This window comes from Dehalogenimonas alkenigignens (assembly GCF_001466665.1).
Taxonomy (GTDB): domain Bacteria; phylum Chloroflexota; class Dehalococcoidia; order Dehalococcoidales; family Dehalococcoidaceae; genus Dehalogenimonas; species Dehalogenimonas alkenigignens.
On the sequence record NZ_KQ758903.1, the window covers coordinates 511,238 to 527,570 of the forward strand.

A 16,333-nucleotide genomic window follows, 5' to 3' on the forward strand; every position below is an offset into this window, starting at 1 on the left:
TAATCACCGGGTATCCGGTCCGTCACCCGCCCCTTCTTTAAGTGCGGCTGATCTTCAAATAGACCTCAGGGATTCGACTATCCCTTCCAGCGGCAGCGAACGCTGGGTGGATCTCACCAGATCACGCAACAATACTTCCTGTTTGCTGATCTCGGAATCACCGATGATCAACGCGTATTCCGCCCCGAGCGAGGAAGCCTGGCGCAGTTGGGCTTTCAAGCTGCGGGCAGACAGCGATTGAACGAGGTTTATGCCGGCTTGCCGCAACACGGCGGTCAGCGAGAAAGCCGCCAGGCCGGCGGCATCGCCCAGCCAGGCAATGAAAAAGCGAGGCGTCGGCATCATCGGCACGGCCACGTTCTGCCGCTTGAGGTTAATGATTATACGCTCGATGCCGGTGGCAAAGCCGACGGCGGGGGTATGCTCTCCACCGAGTTGACCGATCAGGCCATCATAGCGGCCGCCACCTCCGATGGTGCTCTGGGCGCCTTCTTCAGCCGGCTGGATTTCGAAGACCGTGCGCGAATAATAGTCCAGGCCGCGTACCAGATGGTGATTGACCTCAAAAGGTAGGCCGACATGGTTCAAGAGCGTCATCAGTTTGTCGAAATGGACTCTGCATCCGCTGCAAAGTGAATCTACGGGATGGGGAGCCATCAGCGCGGCGGCTCGACATTCAGGTTTTTTACAGTCAAGCAGCCGCAGCGGGTTTTTTTGATATCGAGCTTTACAATCGGTGCACAACCCTTCAAGACGGTTGGTATAATACTCTTTCAAAGCGGCGACGAACATGGGGCGGCACTCGGGGCAGCCGATGGAATTGACTTGCACCGGGAGCGTGGTCAACCCGAGTTCCCTGTAGAACCGCCAAGCCATTTCTATCACCTCGGCGTCGGCGGGGGCGTCGGCCTCGCCGAACAACTCGAAGCCGAACTGGTGGTGTTCCCGATAACGGCCTGCCTGGGGCCGGTCATAACGGAAGATGCTGGCGAGATAGAAGAGTTTCACCGGTTTGGCGCGCGATGCCATGCCGTGTTCGATATAGGCGCGGCAGACCGGCGCGGTACCTTCCGGCCGAAGCGTCAAGTCCGACCCGCCTCGGTCGGCAAAGGTGTACATCTCTTTGGTGACGATGTCCGTCTCCTCTCCGACGGTGCGGGTAAAGAGTCTGGCATCTTCAAATGTAGGGGTATCTATGCGGGCGTAGCCGTACAGCTGCGCAATGGCTTCAGCTTTGTCACGGACATATCTCCAGCATGATTGATCTTCCGGGAGTATGTCCTGAGTACCGCGCGGCGCCTGGTAGTCCATAATGCTGCAGTGCTCCTTGTATTACCGCCTGATGATACCCTGAAGGTAGGGCGATGTAAAATCGGGAAGGTTTGAGAGCTCGATTGTGAATTACCAGCCGCGGGAGGCTCCGCCGCCGCCCGAGGCGCCGCCGGAAAAACCTCCGAAGCCCGAACCACCCGATCCTCCTCGAAAGCCCCCGCCGCTGGAGTACCAGGTAGTCGGCAACCCGGAGGAGGTGCGAGACTGATAATTCCGGGACAAAACGATATCCAGCAGCAGTCCCAGAAGGCCAAGACCGAGGGTAAGACCGATCAGCGCCCACGGATTTCCCAGGCCTAAACCGAGGACAGCGCCGACCGCCGCGCCCCAAACCCCGCCAAGCCAGACGCTCCTGGTGCGGGACATCCACCCGGCCATGTAGATGCTGGCAATACCCAGAACGATCCCGAGCGTCTCCTTATCCTTAAAGATGTTCCTGAGGGGATTGTCCTCGATAAAGCTTGGTGGTGAGCCGGAACGGATTAGTTCCTCAATGGCAGCCGCGCCGGCCATTATTCCGGCCGAATAGTCGCCATCCCTGAAGTGGGGGAGAACTTCATTATCCAGGATTCGCCCGGCGCGCCCGTCGGTGATGACCGGCTCCAGTCCGTAGCCGACTTCAATGCGCACTTTTCTCTCAGCAATGGCGGTGATGAAGAGGACGCCGTTGTCCGTTTCAGCCTGGCCGATCCCCCAAGCCTCGAACAGGCGCACGGCGTAGTTCTCGATGGTGTCCCCGTCCAGGGTGATGATGGTCACTACCGCCACCTCGGCGCCGTTTTCATCGGCCAGCACCTGCAGCCTGGATTCCAGAATATCGCGGTCGAATGGGTCTATGATACCGGCGAAATCAGACACGAATCCCTGAGCCGGCGGGAACGTCTGCGCCCAGACGGCGCCGCCGAAAAGGAGCAGCGCCCCTACCGTGGCGACGGCGAAGAAGATGCGCCTCATACTAGCTGAAATCGACGCGGGGCGGCACATCGGTCCCGGGGTAACTCTCAAAGTATTCGCGTTCATCAAAACCGAACATGCCGGCGACCATCACCACCGGAAAGCGCTTGATGGCGGTATTATAATCCCGGACTTCGGTATTATAGCGGCCGCGCTCAACGGCGATGCGGTTTTCGGTGCCGGCCAGTTCATCCATCAAAGTCGTCACCGCCTCAATACTGCGGAGTTGAGGATAATTTTCCATGACGACCAGGAGCCTTGCCAGGGCGCTTTCCACCTCATTGGCGGCATCGGTCTGTTCCTGGGGGGTAACCGCCCCGGCGTAGCGGGTGCGGGCTTCAGCCAATGCCAGGAAAACCGTTTGCTCCTGGGCCATAATACCCTTAACTGACTCCACCAGATTGGGGATGAGGTCGAAACGCCGCTGGTACTGAGTCTCCACCTGTGCCCACTGACCGTCAACCGCCTGGCTGCGAGCCACCAGCGAGTTATAGACGCCAGCCAGCGACAAGCCCACAATCAGAACCACGCCGAGGATGGCACCGAGTACGATCCACGACTTTTTCATGTCTTTTACCTCTCGATTAGCTCAACATCATTATATTGCGGACGGCGGCGGCTGGCTAGATGCGCCGGCCGAAATACGATGAGTTAGCGACGCTGCGCATTCATCAATTAATTCTTGCAGGCCGCAGGCCTGGCAGGGGGCATCGTGACAGTCCCCGGAGGCTTCTCCAGCCAGGGCGCGGCGGTATTCCCGAATGAGGAATCCTTCGGTGACCCCGCTCTCGATATGCGACCATGGAAACACCTCGGCAAAAGGCCGGGTCCGCCTGGCGTAGAAGGCCGGGTCCAGGCCGGCCTCGGTGAAGGCGTCGGCCCAACGCTGCCACGAAAAAAGCTCGGTCCAGCCATCGAGAACGCTGCCGCGCTTCCACGCCCCGTATATCACCTTCGAAAGCCGCCTGTCGCCCCGGGATAACGCGCCTTCGAGCAGGCTCATCTTGGCGTCCGACCACGACAGCCGGATGCCCTTGACCCTGACCCGTTCAATCAGGTGGCGCTGTTTTTGGGTGATCGTCTCCTCATCATCCTGGGCCGCCCACTGGAACGGGGTATGGGCTTTGGGCACAAAAGTGGACAGTGACACCCTGAGCTGCGGGCGGCGTCCGGGAGCGCCGCGGCTCAGGCCGTAGATCCGGTGCAGCATGTCAGCCATAGTCGACAGGTCGTCCAGAGTTTCGGTAGGCAGGCCGAGCATGTAATAGAGCTTCAATCCGGTCCAGCCGCGGTCGAAGGCTGCCTGGGCGGTGGCCAGCAGTTCCTCATCTGAGATGACCTTGTTGATGACTTTCTGCAACCGCGGCGAAGCAGCCTCAGGGGCGAAGGTCAGGCCGGATTTTCTCTTCTCCGGCAGACTCTCGACCAGGGCTACAGAGCCGGGGGTAACTCGGAGCGAAGGCAGTGAAATCGCGATGTGCTTGCCCTGGTGCCGCTCGGCCAGTTTTCCCACCAGATCATCGATCCCCGGGTAATCGGAAGTTGAGAGCGACAACAGTGAAATTTCGTCGTAACCGCAATTCTCGATGATCTCGTCGGCGGCTTGGATGATCTCCTGCTGCGGTCGGCTGCGGGCGGGGCGGTAAACGACGCCGGCGTGGCAGAAGCGGCAACCGCGAACGCACCCCCGGGAAATCTCGATTACGCCCCGATCTTGGACCGCCTCCATATAAGGCACCGGCGGGCTGGTAACCGGCGGCGGCAGTGTCTGGATGATGCGGCGGGCTATCTTCTCAGGCGCTACGGCATTGGTTTGGGTTACCGAGGCGACTGTTCCGTCGTCTTTATACTTCACCTCATAGAACGACGGGACGTACATTCCCCGGATCGCGGCCAGCCGCTTGAGCAGCCCAACCTTGCCGCCCTTTCTGCCGCCGTTTTTCCAGTCTCTATAAACGTCGATGAATTCGATGATAGAGTCCTCGCCGTCGCCGATGAAAAAGGCATCGATGAAGTCAGCTACGGGCTCCGGGTTGAACATGGAGGCGCCGCCAGCGACAATAAGGGGAAAATCCTCAGCGCGGTCCGCCGCCCAGGCGGGTATTTGTGCCAGGTTCAGCATTTCCAACATAGTGGTGTAGGCGAGTTCCGCTCCGAGCGAGAAGCCGACGACATCAAAGTCCTTCATCGGGCGGAAGTTCTCAAGGGATAACAGGCTCAACCCATTATCACGGATCGCTTTGGCCATATCAGGCCAGGGGACGTAGGCACGCTCGGCCAGGGCATCGGGGCGGCGGTTGACGATATCATAGAGGATAGGCACGGACAGGTTGGACATACCAACTTCGTAGACGTCCGGGAAGCACAGTGCCAGGCGCACCGTCGTCGCGTCAAAATCCTTGACGATGGCGTTGACCTCGCCGCCGGTGTAGCGAGCGGGCTTCTGGACCTTGTAAAGAATGGAATCGGGGTAGGCCAAATTGTACTCCTGGTTGCAGATCTGCTGCTCTGTAGAATTTGAGGTTCTTAGCTTTACCATGAAAGACCGGGTTATTTTACATCTGTATCGAGATTGGAGAGCTGAAATACCATACCGTCGCGAGCGGCGATGACGCGGATACCGGTGCGCTCCGAGATAGCGGCGGCAGCCTCCCAGGGATGGGCGCGCCAGACGTTCATGCCGAAGTGGGTCAGGATGGCGGCCTTGGGCTTGATGCCATCGATGATTTTCTCGGCGTCGGCCAGCGTGAGGTGATCAATAGTCGGCCGCGGCTCGGTCAGCACCACATTGATGATGAGGAGGTCAGACTCTTTGTAGGCATCGGCCAGGCCGTCGAAGTAGCGGGTGTCGGTGATGTAGGTTATCGATTTGCCGCCTGAATGAAAGACGATGCCGTAGGTCTCCACCGGGTGACGGTGCTTAAGCGGCGTCTCGAACCTCAGACCGTCGAGAGCGTACTTGCCGCCCTCTTCGAGAACGATGACCTCCTCGAGATACTTCTTGAGGTAGGAGAACATCACCGGCTCCGGGCCGAAGGCGTCGGCCGGGGCGTAAAACCTGCCCTTGCCGCGGAAGCCGCCGCCGGTCATGGCCTCGATCATGACATTGACATCGCCGGAGTGGTCCAGGTGGCGGTGGGATAGGAGCACCGCATCCAGGGTTTCCGCCCGTAGCTTACGCTTGTTGACCTGGACGATGCAGCCTGGACCGGGATCAACGAGCACGTTCTGGCCTGAAAGCGAAAGCCACAGGCCGCCGGAAGCCAGTATCTGGTGAGCCACCATGATGCGGGCGCCGCCGGTACCGAGGAAGATAATGGAATCGTCGTGGGATTGTGTCATGACCGTTGAAGTATAGCGGGAAACTCTCAATCGGCCAAATAGATAGGCTTGACGTTGCATCGTGTGGTATATTGACGAGGTGGGCAAGAAATCTTTCATCCTCATTGCCGGGGTTGTGGCGATCGCCGCTTCCATAGCCTTGTATGTTCTACACTATTTTATCTTCCAGGATGCCCATCATATTTTCATCTATCTTCTCGGAGACCTCGCGTTCATGCCCCTTGAGGTTTTCCTGGTTATCATTCTGATTGAACGCCTTCTCGCTCAACAGGAACGTAAATCGCTGCAATCCAAACTCAATATGGTCGTTGGCGCCTTTTTCATGTCGGTAGGCAACCGGCTCATGGCGGAATTATTGACTGATTTTCGCGAGCAGGAAACACTCTACCGGGATTTCGGAATTACCGCCGAATGGACACGGGATGACTTCTTTCAGGCGAGAAAACAGGCGCTGAAAACCCGGCTGAGAGTGGATTTCGGCAGAATTGACCTTCAAGGTATCAAGGTCTTCTTAATGGAACAGAGGGCGTTCTTACTCACCCTGATGGAAAACCCCAATTTGCTGGAGAGGGAAGCGTTTACCGAACTACTTTGGGCGATTACCCACCTGGCTGAGGAACTTCAGGCCCGGGGAGACTTGATTAAAATCAGCGATGCCGACCGCAGGCATCTTGAGGGCGACATTAACAGATTTTATGACCGGCTCATTGTTGAGTGGCTCAACTATGCCGAGCATTTAAAGAACCATTATCCCTATTTCTATTCCCTCCTGCTCAGGACCCACCCGTTCCAGAGGGAGCCATCAGCAGAAGTCATTGCTTGATTCCGACTAGAGCCTGGAATCCGTGCCTAAAATGGGATCCGGTTCGGCGGAACCCAAGGGCGTCATGGTGAGGAGACGTTTCGCTGTGTGAGGGTAGCGGGCGATGAACAGTAATTCATCCTCCACAAGCGGTTTGTGCGACAGCACGTTGGCGTAGCGAACCAGTTCCAGGATCTCCTGAGCTTCTTCTTTATCTTTGAAGTGCCAGGACATACGCTCTCCCATGATATGGGAAAAGCCCGAGATGCCCGAATATTCCCCAGCACAGATCTCCCGCCCGGTTTCCACCATCTCGGGGTCGCCGCGGCCAAGTTCCTCAAAGCCGTAAAGCTCGTAGTTGTGGGGATCTTTGAGCACTCCGTCGGCGTGGATGCCGGACTCGTGGGCGAAGGCATTGGCGCCGACGCCTGGCTGATTGATGGGGATCGGCACCCCAAACGCATAAGAGGCGAATTTAGCAATTTTCCAGCTTTTGGTCAGATCAATAGGCTGCCCAAGCTCATATTTACCGGCGAAGCTTTTACTCTTGGTGAGGGCCAGCACCGTGGCCACCAGATCGGCATTGCCGGCGCGCTCGCCAATGCCGTTCAGGGTAGTGTTGATGTAGGCATCCTGGCCGCCGTCGATGACACCGCGGGCGCCTGCTACGGAGTTGGCTACCGCCATCCCCAGGTCTCCATGGCAGTGTAGCTCAATGGGCAAGGCAACGCCTTTCGCCAGGACCTGCCCGGCTTCATATATGGAAAACGGGTCGTCATATCCCAAGGTGTCGCAGTAGCGCAAGCGGACCGCGCCGTGCGCCTTGGCAGCCTGTCCGTACTCGATTAGATAGTCGATATCGGTTCGGGAGGCGTCCTCGGCGTTGACACCGACGGTTTCCGCGCCGAGCCTGTAGGCGGTGTCCACCGCGGCGGTCATCTCGTTAATGATGTCCCTGCGGCTCTTTTTGCCTTTGAATTTGCCGTCAATCATCTGGCGCGAGGTAGAAATGGATAAGTTCACATGCTTCAAGCCCGGTACCATCTTGAAGCCCAGCTCGACATCAGAAGAGATCGCCCGCAGCCAGCCCTCCAGCCGCAGCGGGCTGATGACTCCGAGCTCGGCGAGGCGCAGATTGGCGCGGAGGTAGTTGGTCTCGTGCCTAGTGGTGGGGAAGCCGAACTCCGACTGAAAAACGCCCATCTCAGAGAGATAGAGATTGATCATGGTCTTTTCCAGTTTAGATAAACCCAGCTTGGCTGTCTGAACGCCGTCGCGGTTGGTGACATCGATTATGTATATCTTTGGCATACTGCACCTCAATCGTAACGGTTAGTGCGGCAAAGTATTATGGTAACATGAACGGGGAAGAGGAGGCAACGTAAGAGGCCGCCGCGCATTTTTGCCGGCCTGGTCAATGACGAGTTGTTCATCTGCAGGGCTGTTTAATTCAGTTGGATTCGCGCACTTTATGCCGAAGGAGCTACCCGTAGACCTTTAGTGTCCTGACTGGACGCAGAGGAGGTCCTGCGGGGAGCCAAACAAGAAGAGGGAGCCTTTTGGCTCCCTCTTGATTTGCGATATTAAGTTGTCCTGGATATTAGCTCTCCTTGTGGCGAATGACCAGCTGCCAGGTGATGGCGAGCAGGATCAGGGCCGGCAGGCCGGTGACCAGAAGGAACATGTTGGCGGCGGTGGGCTCCAACTCAGCCTGAGAACCGAAGTAGTTCTGGACGGTGAAGAGCAACAGAGCCAAGCCAATGAGGCCGAGAATCCACTCGTACCAGCGCATGGTGACGCCCTTGCCCTTCATGAAGGAGACCAGCCAGATAAGGAGCGCGCCGAGGATAAGACCGATTACCAACCACATAGACCAGATACCTCCCTTATTATTTCCTAATTATTCCCTAACTTTTGGCTTATTATAAAGCCCGGTATCGTGCTTGTCAATACCCCGAATTACGGCGGTCCAAACGTAAATGACCGGAGCGGGACTAATCATCAATACTAATATTTTTAAAAACATACCGTAACCCGCGTTAATTGTTTAGACGAGTTACCGACTTTTTGCGCTCCGGAGTCCGGCCAGCCTATAATCGGTCCAGCGTACCCACGCGGGGAGGTGCAAGCAGATGAGCGCCGCGGTGAAAAAGGCTGTTATCGTTGCCGCTGGTGCCGGTACTCGTTTCCTGCCTATTACAAAAGCCATTCCCAAAGAAATGCTGCCGCTGCTGTCCCGGCCGCTCATCCAATACATCGTTGAAGAGATAACCGCTTCATGCATCAGTGAAGTTGTATTCGTTATTGCCAAGGGCAAAGAGGTTATCGCCGATTATTTTTTACCAGCCCCGGAACTGGAGGCACTGCTGGAAGCCAGGGGCGATCTGACACGCCTCGAAGAAATTAAAGTCCTGCCGCAAATGGCCCGTTTCAGCCGGGTATATCAATCAGCCCCGCTCGGGCTTGGCCACGCCATCGCCGCCGCCCGAAGCTCTGTCGGCGACGAGCCTTTCGCCGTGATCCTGCCGGACGATATTATCGATTCCACAACCCCGGCGCTCCAGCAGATGCTTGATGTTTACCGGCGCCACCCGGGCAGCATTCTGCTGGTCGAAAAATGCGGTGCTGACGAGGTACACAGGTACGGAGTGATTGAAGGAGAAACCATAGGGCGGGGGATATACCGGGTAAGCGGGCTGGTGGAAAAACCGAAAGCTGAAGAAGCCCCTTCCAACCTGGCGGTCATCGGGCGATATATCCTGGAGCCGGATGTCTTCGGCGCTATCGCCGCCACACCACCGGGCCATGGCGGCGAGATACAGCTTACCGACGCTTTGAGGCTGCTCTTGAAGACCCGGCCGGTGTATGCCTGCGAGCTTGAGGGTACCCGCTACGACACCGGCGAGCCAGGCGGCTGGCTCCAGGCCAACAACACCTGGGCGTCGAAGCGGGGCAAACGCTAACTGGGTGCTTCGTGTATTTGTTCAGCTTCAATTGACATCCCCTCACCCCTCACATACAATCTTAATCTGAACGTTTTTCGATAGGTGACAGCCTCTATGTCCTTTACCGGTGACCAGCTCCGAACGCTTTACCTCGAGTATTTTGCCGAGAAAGCCCACAAGATACTGCCGTCCTCGTCCCTGATTCCTCACGGCGACCCCACGCTGCTGCTGACCACCGCCGGTATGGTGCAATTTAAGCCCTACTTTCTGGGCAAGGAACAACCTCCGGCGCCGCGGCTGACCACCTGCCAGAAGTGTTTCCGCACCACCGATATCGATTCGGTCGGCGACGCCTCGCACCTGACCTTCTTCGAAATGCTGGGCAATTTCTCCATCGGCGACTATTTCAAGAAAGAAGCCATCGATTTCGCCTGGGAGTTTGTCACCGAGCGATTGAAGATCCCGGCCGGGCGGCTGTGGACCACCGTCTACCTCGACGACGACGAGGCGGTGAAGCTCTGGCAAGCCAAGGGCGTGCCGGACAACCGCATCGTCCGACTCGGTGAAAAAGATAACTTCTGGGGCCCGGCCGGGGACTCCGGTCCCTGCGGCCCGTGCTCCGAGATCCACTACGATTTCGGCGAAAACGCAGGCTGCGGCGAACCCGGCTGCGGCCCGGCCTGCAAATGCGGCCGCTTCTGCGAGATCTGGAACTTGGTCTTCGTCCAGTTCGACCAGGACAAATCCGGCGCCCGGATCCCGCTGAAGAACCCCAGCATCGATACCGGAATGGGATTGGAGCGCCTGACGACCATCATGCAGTCCAAGGCTAGCGTCTATCAGACCGACCGTTTCGACTACCTGCTGCGGAAGGTCGCCGAGGTCTCGGGCAAAGCTTACGGCGACAATCAGGAAACGGACCGCGCGATGCGGATCGTCGCCGAGCACTCTCGGAGCATCACCTTCCTGATTGCCGACGGCGTTATCCCGTCCAATGAAGGCCGCGGCTATGTGCTGCGTCGGCTGCTGCGGCGCACCGCCCTTTTCGGGCGGATGCTCGGCCTGGAAAAGCCGTTCATGGTGCCCCTCATCGAGACGGTCATCGAGCGGATGGCACCGATCTACCCGGAGCTGGCCGCCCGAAAAGGCTTCATTACGGAACTGGTCGCCCGGGAGGAGACGCGCTTCGCCGAGACCCTGATTACCGGCATGCAAATCCTCGATGAAATGATGGCCTCAGAGGAGGCACGACTCAAGCGGAAGATCACCGGCACCCAGGCTTTCAAGCTCTACGACACCTACGGCTTCCCACTGGACCTGACTGCGGAGATCGCCTCCAGCAGCGGCTTCGAGGTCGACGCCGAGGGCTTTAACTTTGAGATGGAGCGCCAACGGGAAAAGGCCCGAGGCGCACATAAGTTTGCCCTGAATGAAAATATTAATATTTCGGAGTCCATCATCGTTATCAAGAGGAAACAAACCTGCTTCACCGGCTATGACACCCTGGTGCAACAGGCGGCTGTGGATGGCATCTTGATCAATAATTCCAGCGCCGATGTCATTCACGAGGGTGAAGAAGGCGGCATCATCCTGGACACGACGCCGTTTTACGCCGAGATGGGCGGTCAGGTCGGCGACACCGGCGAACTGGTTTCCGGCGAAAGCGTTTTCATCGTCACCAATACCTTACCCTTGTCGCCCGGCGTTTTCCTGCACCAGGGCTATGTCAGCCGGGGTCATATCGGCATCGGCGAAGAGGTTTCCGCCCGGATCAACGTCCAGCGCCGCAGCGACATCGCCCGCAACCACACCACCACCCATCTACTCCAGGCCGCCCTGCGGGAGGTTTTAGGTGGACACGTTCAGCAGCGGGGTTCGGTGGTCGGGCCGGACCGGCTGCGGTTCGACTTTTCTCATCTTAAAGCCGTCACTTCCGAAGAGATCGCTCGCGTCGAGGATATCGTAAACGAGCGCATTCGGGAAAACCATCCCGTGGCCGCCGTCGAGACCGGTTACCAGGAGGCGCTGAAGTCCGGCGTCACCGCCCTCTTCGGCGAAAAATACGGCGAGAAAGTGCGCGTCCTATCCATCGGCGCCGACACCCGAGTTTCCGCCGAGTTGTGCGGCGGTACCCACATCAAAGCCACCGGCGAGATCGGCTTCTTTAAGGTCGTTTCCGAATCATCCGTCGGCGCCGGCCTCCGCCGTATCGAGGCGGTCACCGGCCGCGGCGTGGCGGTTTATTTCAGGGATCAGGTCAGGTCGTTCCACGAGCGTCTCGAAAAATTCCAGACCGAGATTGAGACCGGGAAAAACGCCATTGCCGCGCTGCAAAAGGACCTGGCTAAAAAAGACGCATTAGCGCTTTTGACCTCAGCTAGAGCCATTCCCGGCGGCAAACTCCTGGTCGCCTCCGTTGCCGAGGCAGGCATCGAGACCCTCCGCGAAATGGCCGACCTGCTGCGCGATAGGCTAGGCTCGGCAGTTGTCGTTCTCGGCTCGGTCGCCGGGGAAAAACCGGTTTTTGTCGCCGCGGTGACCCAGGACCTGGTGGCTAAAGGCTATCACGCCGGCAACATCATTAAGCGTCTTTCGGAAATCGCCGGCGGCGGCGGAGGGGGCCGTCCCAACCTGGCTCAGGGTGGCGGGCGGGATGCCTCGAAGCTTTCCGCTGCTCTCGATGCGGTTGACGAGTTCATCAGATAATGAGCCGCCGCACTCCTTCACAATGACGCCTGTCCGGCTTGGCAGGTTTGGATATTTTTTAACTTGGTAGTATTCTACATCCATGCTTGAGCGCGTCATTGGCCTCGACGTCGGCGATCGTTGGCTGGGAGTAGCCCTGTCTGACCCGATGGGCATCATCGCAAGGCCGCTGTTGATTATTGAGCGCAAGGACGAACTGACCGACGCCGAAACGGTGGCACAGCTTATCAGGCGCTACGCCGCCGGTAAAGTGGTCGTGGGCTTGCCCCGGCTGTTGACCGGCGTTGCCGGAAGCCAGGCGGAGCGGGTGCAGCATTTTGCCCGCCGCCTCGCAGCCATAGCCGATGCACCGGTATTGTTTCAGGACGAGCGCTTTTCCACCGCCGACGCTAAGGACATTATGAAGGCCAATCGCAAGAGGAAAAAAGGCTACATCACCGAGCGTGACGACGCGGTGGCGGCGGCGGTCATCCTTCAGGACTGGCTGGACGAAAACCGGCCGAGGGCGGAGGTTGGCTGAGTGGAAATCATCGATTCCCATTTCAAGAAAAATCCCCGACCTTATATTTTACAGAGCCTGGTGGCGCTGGCCGTCTTCTTCATCGTCCTGCTATTTGTTGAAAGAGTAACCCAGGTGGTCATCGTGGCGGCATTGGGCGCCAGTACTTTCATCATCTTTTCCATGCCGTATTCCATCACCGCCCAGCCGCGGCGGCTCATCGGCGGACATATCGTCGGGCTGCTGGCAGGCACCGCCGGACATTTTTTTCTCACCGGCTCATTCACCGGGGTAATCAATGACCCGGTGTTGCTGTCTGCCATGACGTTTGCCCTGGCTATCGCCCTGGCGATGTTCCTAATGTCGATTACCAATACGGAACACCCGCCGGCGGCCGCGACTTCCATAGGGCTGCTAACCGCCGGCTGGAGCTGGGCAACGATCCTGTTCGTCGTGCTTTTTGCTGTATTATTATCCATTATCCACCGGGGCCTGCGGCGCTGGCTGGTGGACCTGTTCTGAGATGGAGACCGCTGGTTTTTCATTCGAATTAGCCCTCTCCGGAGCAGCCCGGGCAGGCGTGCTCAACACGCCCCACGCTGCCGTCGAGACCCCTTGCTTCATGCCGGTCGGCTCACAGGCTACGGTCAAGACGCTCACTCCGGATGAGCTGAAAGACCTGGGCTATAACCTGATCCTCGCCAACAACTATCACCTCTACCTGCGACCGGGTACTCAGGTCGTCGGCAGCTACGGCGGGATTCATAAATTCATGGGCTGGAACGGCGCCTTGTTGACGGACTCCGGCGGCTACCAAGTCTTTTCGCTATCGCCGCTCAGGAAAATGAGCGACGATGGCGTCACCTTCCGCTCCCATATCGACGGCTCGGAGCATTTCTTCAGCCCGGAACTGGCGATCAAATACCAGGAAGTCTTCGGCGCCGACATTATTATGGCTTTGGACGAATGCCCGCCGGTGGAGGCCTCGCGAGAGGTAATCGAGGCGGCCGTCGAACGGACCCAGGCCTGGGCCCTCCGCTGTAAGTCCGCCAGAACCCGCACCGACCAGTCCCTTTTTCCTATCGTCCAGGGTGGACTTCATGCCGACTTGCGACGCCGTTCTGCCGAAGGGTTGATCGAGGCTGACTTCCCCGGTTATGCCATCGGGGGTCTGGCTATCGGCGAGAGCAAGGAGCAGACTGCGGAGATCACCGCCGCCACAACAGAGATCCTGCCGATCGACAAGCCGAGATATCTTATGGGCGTCGGCTCTCCGGAAGACATCGTCCGCGGCGTGGCCGCCGGTATCGACATGTTCGACTCCGCCCTGCCGACGCGGGTAGCCCGCAACGGCGCCCTGTTCACCCGCTACGGCCGCATCGATATCGCCAACGCCCGCTACGAAGGCGATAAAGGCCCCATCGACAACGAATGCGGCTGCTATGCCTGCCAGAATTTCTCGGCGGGCTACGTCCACCACCTGTTCCGGGCTAAAGAGCTCCTGGCCTACCGCCTGGCCACCCTGCACAACCTGTACTTTATGCGGCGACTGATGACTGATATCCGCCAGTCGATTCTGGACGAGCGGTACGACGATTTCGCCCGCAGCTTCCTCTCCGACTACAAACCGACTGATGAATCGGTGCGGCTGTCACAGAAGCGGCAATGGCTGAAGGACCGCAATTCGAGCTCTCCAAGCATGGACTAATCCATTCCTTCCCGGGCACACCGGGCGACCTCCGCCGTAAGAAAGCGCGACTCGTCCTGGGGCAAGGCAATTAATCTTTGGTTGCTTTACTTGCCACCCATGCAGAAGCAACCAGCATTCCGATACCGAGAACCATCAAGCCCAACAATCCTTGCGGGCTGCAAAAAGCTAATCAGCGTAAATTCGATATCTCAGAAATGGCGATGTCGGCTCCAATGACGCCGAAGGACACAATAGCGAGTAATCGAAGAATCCAAGCCGTTCTCTTCAACCGGTTATTCTTTTCATTCATTATCCGCCCCGCCTCTTTTGTTGAATTCTAGGCTGAGGCCTAATCAAAAGCAATAGCCTTCAGGTTGAGTGTTTTGAACTGATTGGGTGAATCGAACCTATTTGGCTTTATTGTTTGACCCTGTGTCGTAATGACCTTATATTGAGAAAAAACCAGGGAGAAGTTGTCATGGCACTCACTGTATTCAATCTTCCCACCAGAGTTATTTTCGGCGAAGGAGCCTTCGATCGGCTCGGCGAAGAGGCCGCCTCGATTGGGAAACGCGCCTTGATCGTCTCCGGCCAGAAGACGATGCGCCGTCTGGGACTCCTCGACCGCTCTGCCGACCTTCTGGAGCGCGCCGGCGTCCAAACTTTTTTATTCGACAAGGTAGAGCCCAATCCCCGGGCTTCGACAATTGACGAAGGCGCCGCCCTGGCCCGCATCTCCGGCGTCGATATGGTCATCGCTCTAGGCGGCGGCTCGGCCATGGACGCCGCCAAGGGTATCGCACTGGCCGCGGCCGGCCACAAGCCCGTCTGGCATTACCTGACGACACCAGACAATCCGGGGGGCGCCATTCCGGCACTTATCATGGTACCGACCGTGTCCGCCTCCGGCTCCGAGGTCAATTCCGGCGCCGTCATCACCGACTGGGCGTCCCACCAGAAACGCGTCCTTTCCCGGCCGTCGCTGCAACCCGTCGCCGCCATCGTAGATCCCGAACTGACCTTGTCGCTGCCACTCCAGCCGACGCTCGCCGGCGGCATTGATATCTTCTGCCATGCGCTTGAGCCCTATATCACCGCCAATCATCCCGAACCCTTGAACGACGGCTGGCGCGAGGCGATGATGCGCACCGTCGTCGAGTCTCTGCCGCAAGTCCGTGAGGACCTCCGTAACCTGAAGGCCCGCCGCGCCCTGGCCTGGGCTTCGACTATGGCCTGCTCCGCCTTTTCGAGTCTGGGCGGCGGCGACGGCTGGATGACCCTCCACGGCATTGAGCATCCGCTGTCCGGGTTGTACGACATCGCCCACGGCGACGGCCTGGCGGCACTGCTGCCCGCCTGGCTGGCGGATGTATTACGCGAGCGGAGCGACCGGGTCCGGCTTCTGGGCGAGCGTGTCTTTGGCACGGGTGATGGGCAAAAGGCAGTCGAGGACTGGCTCCGAAGCGTCGGTATGAGGCTACGGCTGGAGAATCTCGGTGTGAAGCCGGAATCGATTCCGGAACTGGCACGGCTGGCAAAAGTATCTTCGCCGTGGATCAAACATAATCCGACGCCGCTGGAAGCTGACGATATCGAGCGCCTCTATCGGATGGCTTATTGACAAGTATTTTATACTGAATTTGGGGATCTAATAGGAAAATTGTTAAAAGGAAAGGCATTGACACAGGCCTCAGCATTAAAACGAGTTCGCTGCCTCGACCAGTCGGAAATCCTGGCCAGCCTCTTTGCCAGCGCAATCCTCGGAGCGATCGTCGTATTCACCGGCCAATGGAAAGAATTCGTGTTCTGGCTGGCTGTGCCTTTACTCGTAGGGCTGGCGTACCTGGTATCCTTGATACCTGACCGTCTGCGCTGGTGGCGTTTGCCGCTCCCTTTGTTGGGCTATTTTTCGCCGGGTATCTTCAAATCACTTTTTGGCACCAGTGATTATCTTTGGTCTGTTGCTATTGTGTTCCTCCTGGCCTTCTACTGGATGCCGGTCATCCGTTTGCGCCGCGAGCCATTCGGCTTCTACTTTTTCTAGCCGTGGCATTCCCCGCTTA

16 protein-coding genes are annotated in these 16,333 nt (G+C 58.1%); 9 read left to right on the top strand and 7 right to left on the bottom strand.

Going from position 1 to position 16,333, the window contains the following annotated elements; genetic code table 11:
- Positions 1-54: 54 nt before the first annotated feature.
- From hisS to DEALK_RS02785, 5 genes are all read right to left on the bottom strand, one after another.
- A complete protein-coding gene (gene hisS / locus DEALK_RS02765; RefSeq protein WP_058438467.1) occupies positions 55-1,311 on the bottom strand; it encodes a histidine--tRNA ligase in 1,257 nt (418 codons plus the stop codon).
- 90 nt (positions 1,312-1,401) lie between these two features.
- Positions 1,402-2,316 (bottom strand): TPM domain-containing protein, encoded by a 915-nt coding sequence (locus tag DEALK_RS02770; RefSeq protein WP_222101655.1) that lies wholly within the window; start codon positions 2,314-2,316, stop codon positions 1,402-1,404.
- Positions 2,288-2,854, bottom strand: coding sequence for a LemA family protein (locus DEALK_RS02775; protein ID WP_058438471.1), 567 nt, complete (start codon positions 2,852-2,854; stop codon positions 2,288-2,290). Before DEALK_RS02775 ends, DEALK_RS02770 begins: the two co-directional genes overlap by 29 nt.
- Positions 2,855-2,884: 30 nt before the next feature.
- A complete protein-coding gene (locus DEALK_RS02780; RefSeq protein ID WP_065128679.1) occupies positions 2,885-4,765 on the bottom strand; it encodes a TIGR03960 family B12-binding radical SAM protein in 1,881 nt (626 codons plus the stop codon).
- A gap of 71 nt (positions 4,766-4,836) precedes the next feature.
- Complete coding sequence (locus DEALK_RS02785) at positions 4,837-5,628, bottom strand: MBL fold metallo-hydrolase (RefSeq protein ID WP_058438473.1); 792 nt, start codon at positions 5,626-5,628, stop codon at positions 4,837-4,839.
- Positions 5,629-5,689: 61 nt separating this feature from the next.
- On the opposite strand from DEALK_RS02785, the gene DEALK_RS02790 reads away from it, so the two are divergent.
- Complete coding sequence (locus tag DEALK_RS02790; protein WP_244881569.1) at positions 5,690-6,451, top strand: hypothetical protein; 762 nt, start codon at positions 5,690-5,692, stop codon at positions 6,449-6,451.
- 6 nt (positions 6,452-6,457) lie between these two features.
- Here DEALK_RS02790 and DEALK_RS02795 read toward each other — a convergent pair whose 3' ends face one another.
- Positions 6,458-7,741 carry a homocitrate synthase/isopropylmalate synthase family protein gene (locus DEALK_RS02795; RefSeq protein WP_058438476.1) on the bottom strand — a complete coding sequence of 428 codons (1,284 nt, stop codon included), beginning with the start codon at positions 7,739-7,741 and terminating at the stop codon, positions 6,458-6,460.
- Positions 7,742-8,030: 289 nt separating this feature from the next.
- Positions 8,031-8,300, bottom strand: coding sequence for a hypothetical protein (locus tag DEALK_RS02800; protein ID WP_058438478.1), 270 nt, complete (start codon positions 8,298-8,300; stop codon positions 8,031-8,033).
- Positions 8,301-8,562: 262 nt separating this feature from the next.
- On the opposite strand from DEALK_RS02800, the gene DEALK_RS02805 reads away from it, so the two are divergent.
- The 8 genes from DEALK_RS02805 (at position 8,563) to DEALK_RS02835 (ending at position 16,314) form a co-directional block, all read left to right on the top strand.
- Positions 8,563-9,393, top strand: coding sequence for a UTP--glucose-1-phosphate uridylyltransferase (locus DEALK_RS02805; RefSeq protein WP_058438480.1), 831 nt, complete (start codon positions 8,563-8,565; stop codon positions 9,391-9,393).
- A 96-nt stretch (positions 9,394-9,489) separates the two neighbouring features.
- Entirely contained in the window at positions 9,490-12,081 is a 2,592-nt protein-coding gene (alaS, locus tag DEALK_RS02810; protein ID WP_058438482.1) for an alanine--tRNA ligase, read from the top strand.
- An 82-nt stretch (positions 12,082-12,163) separates the two neighbouring features.
- A complete protein-coding gene (gene ruvX / locus DEALK_RS02815) occupies positions 12,164-12,601 on the top strand; it encodes a Holliday junction resolvase RuvX (RefSeq protein WP_058438484.1) in 438 nt (145 codons plus the stop codon).
- Positions 12,602-13,102, top strand: a complete 501-nt coding sequence (locus DEALK_RS02820; protein ID WP_058438486.1) for an HPP family protein — start codon at positions 12,602-12,604, stop codon at positions 13,100-13,102.
- Position 13,103: 1 nt separating this feature from the next.
- A complete protein-coding gene (tgt, locus tag DEALK_RS02825) occupies positions 13,104-14,288 on the top strand; it encodes a tRNA guanosine(34) transglycosylase Tgt (RefSeq protein WP_058438488.1) in 1,185 nt (394 codons plus the stop codon).
- A 77-nt stretch (positions 14,289-14,365) separates the two neighbouring features.
- On the top strand, positions 14,366-14,611 hold the full coding sequence (locus DEALK_RS09920; protein ID WP_144437067.1) for a hypothetical protein: 246 nt from the start codon (positions 14,366-14,368) through the stop codon (positions 14,609-14,611).
- A gap of 137 nt (positions 14,612-14,748) precedes the next feature.
- Positions 14,749-15,891, top strand: coding sequence for an iron-containing alcohol dehydrogenase (locus DEALK_RS02830; RefSeq protein ID WP_058438490.1), 1,143 nt, complete (start codon positions 14,749-14,751; stop codon positions 15,889-15,891).
- 57 nt (positions 15,892-15,948) lie between these two features.
- Positions 15,949-16,314 (top strand): hypothetical protein, encoded by a 366-nt coding sequence (locus DEALK_RS02835; RefSeq protein ID WP_058438493.1) that lies wholly within the window; start codon positions 15,949-15,951, stop codon positions 16,312-16,314.
- Positions 16,315-16,333 lie beyond the last annotated feature (19 nt).

Excerpts from the sequence above, each read along its gene's own strand:
- hisS (WP_058438467.1), bottom strand. The coding sequence starts at position 1,311 with ATGGACTACCAGGCGCCGCGCGGTACTCAGGACATACTCCCGGAAGAT.
- tgt (WP_058438488.1), top strand. The coding sequence starts at position 13,104 with ATGGAGACCGCTGGTTTTTCATTCGAATTAGCCCTCTCCGGAGCAGCC.
- DEALK_RS02800 (WP_058438478.1), bottom strand. The coding sequence starts at position 8,300 with ATGTGGTTGGTAATCGGTCTTATCCTCGGCGCGCTCCTTATCTGGCTG.
- DEALK_RS02830 (WP_058438490.1), top strand. The coding sequence starts at position 14,749 with ATGGCACTCACTGTATTCAATCTTCCCACCAGAGTTATTTTCGGCGAA.
- alaS (WP_058438482.1), top strand. The coding sequence starts at position 9,490 with ATGTCCTTTACCGGTGACCAGCTCCGAACGCTTTACCTCGAGTATTTT.
- ruvX (WP_058438484.1), top strand. The coding sequence starts at position 12,164 with ATGCTTGAGCGCGTCATTGGCCTCGACGTCGGCGATCGTTGGCTGGGA.
- DEALK_RS02805 (WP_058438480.1), top strand. The coding sequence starts at position 8,563 with ATGAGCGCCGCGGTGAAAAAGGCTGTTATCGTTGCCGCTGGTGCCGGT.
- DEALK_RS02775 (WP_058438471.1), bottom strand. The coding sequence starts at position 2,854 with ATGAAAAAGTCGTGGATCGTACTCGGTGCCATCCTCGGCGTGGTTCTG.
- DEALK_RS02795 (WP_058438476.1), bottom strand. The coding sequence starts at position 7,741 with ATGCCAAAGATATACATAATCGATGTCACCAACCGCGACGGCGTTCAG.
- DEALK_RS02785 (WP_058438473.1), bottom strand. The coding sequence starts at position 5,628 with ATGACACAATCCCACGACGATTCCATTATCTTCCTCGGTACCGGCGGC.
- DEALK_RS02770 (WP_222101655.1), bottom strand. The coding sequence starts at position 2,316 with ATGTGCCGCCCCGCGTCGATTTCAGCTAGTATGAGGCGCATCTTCTTC.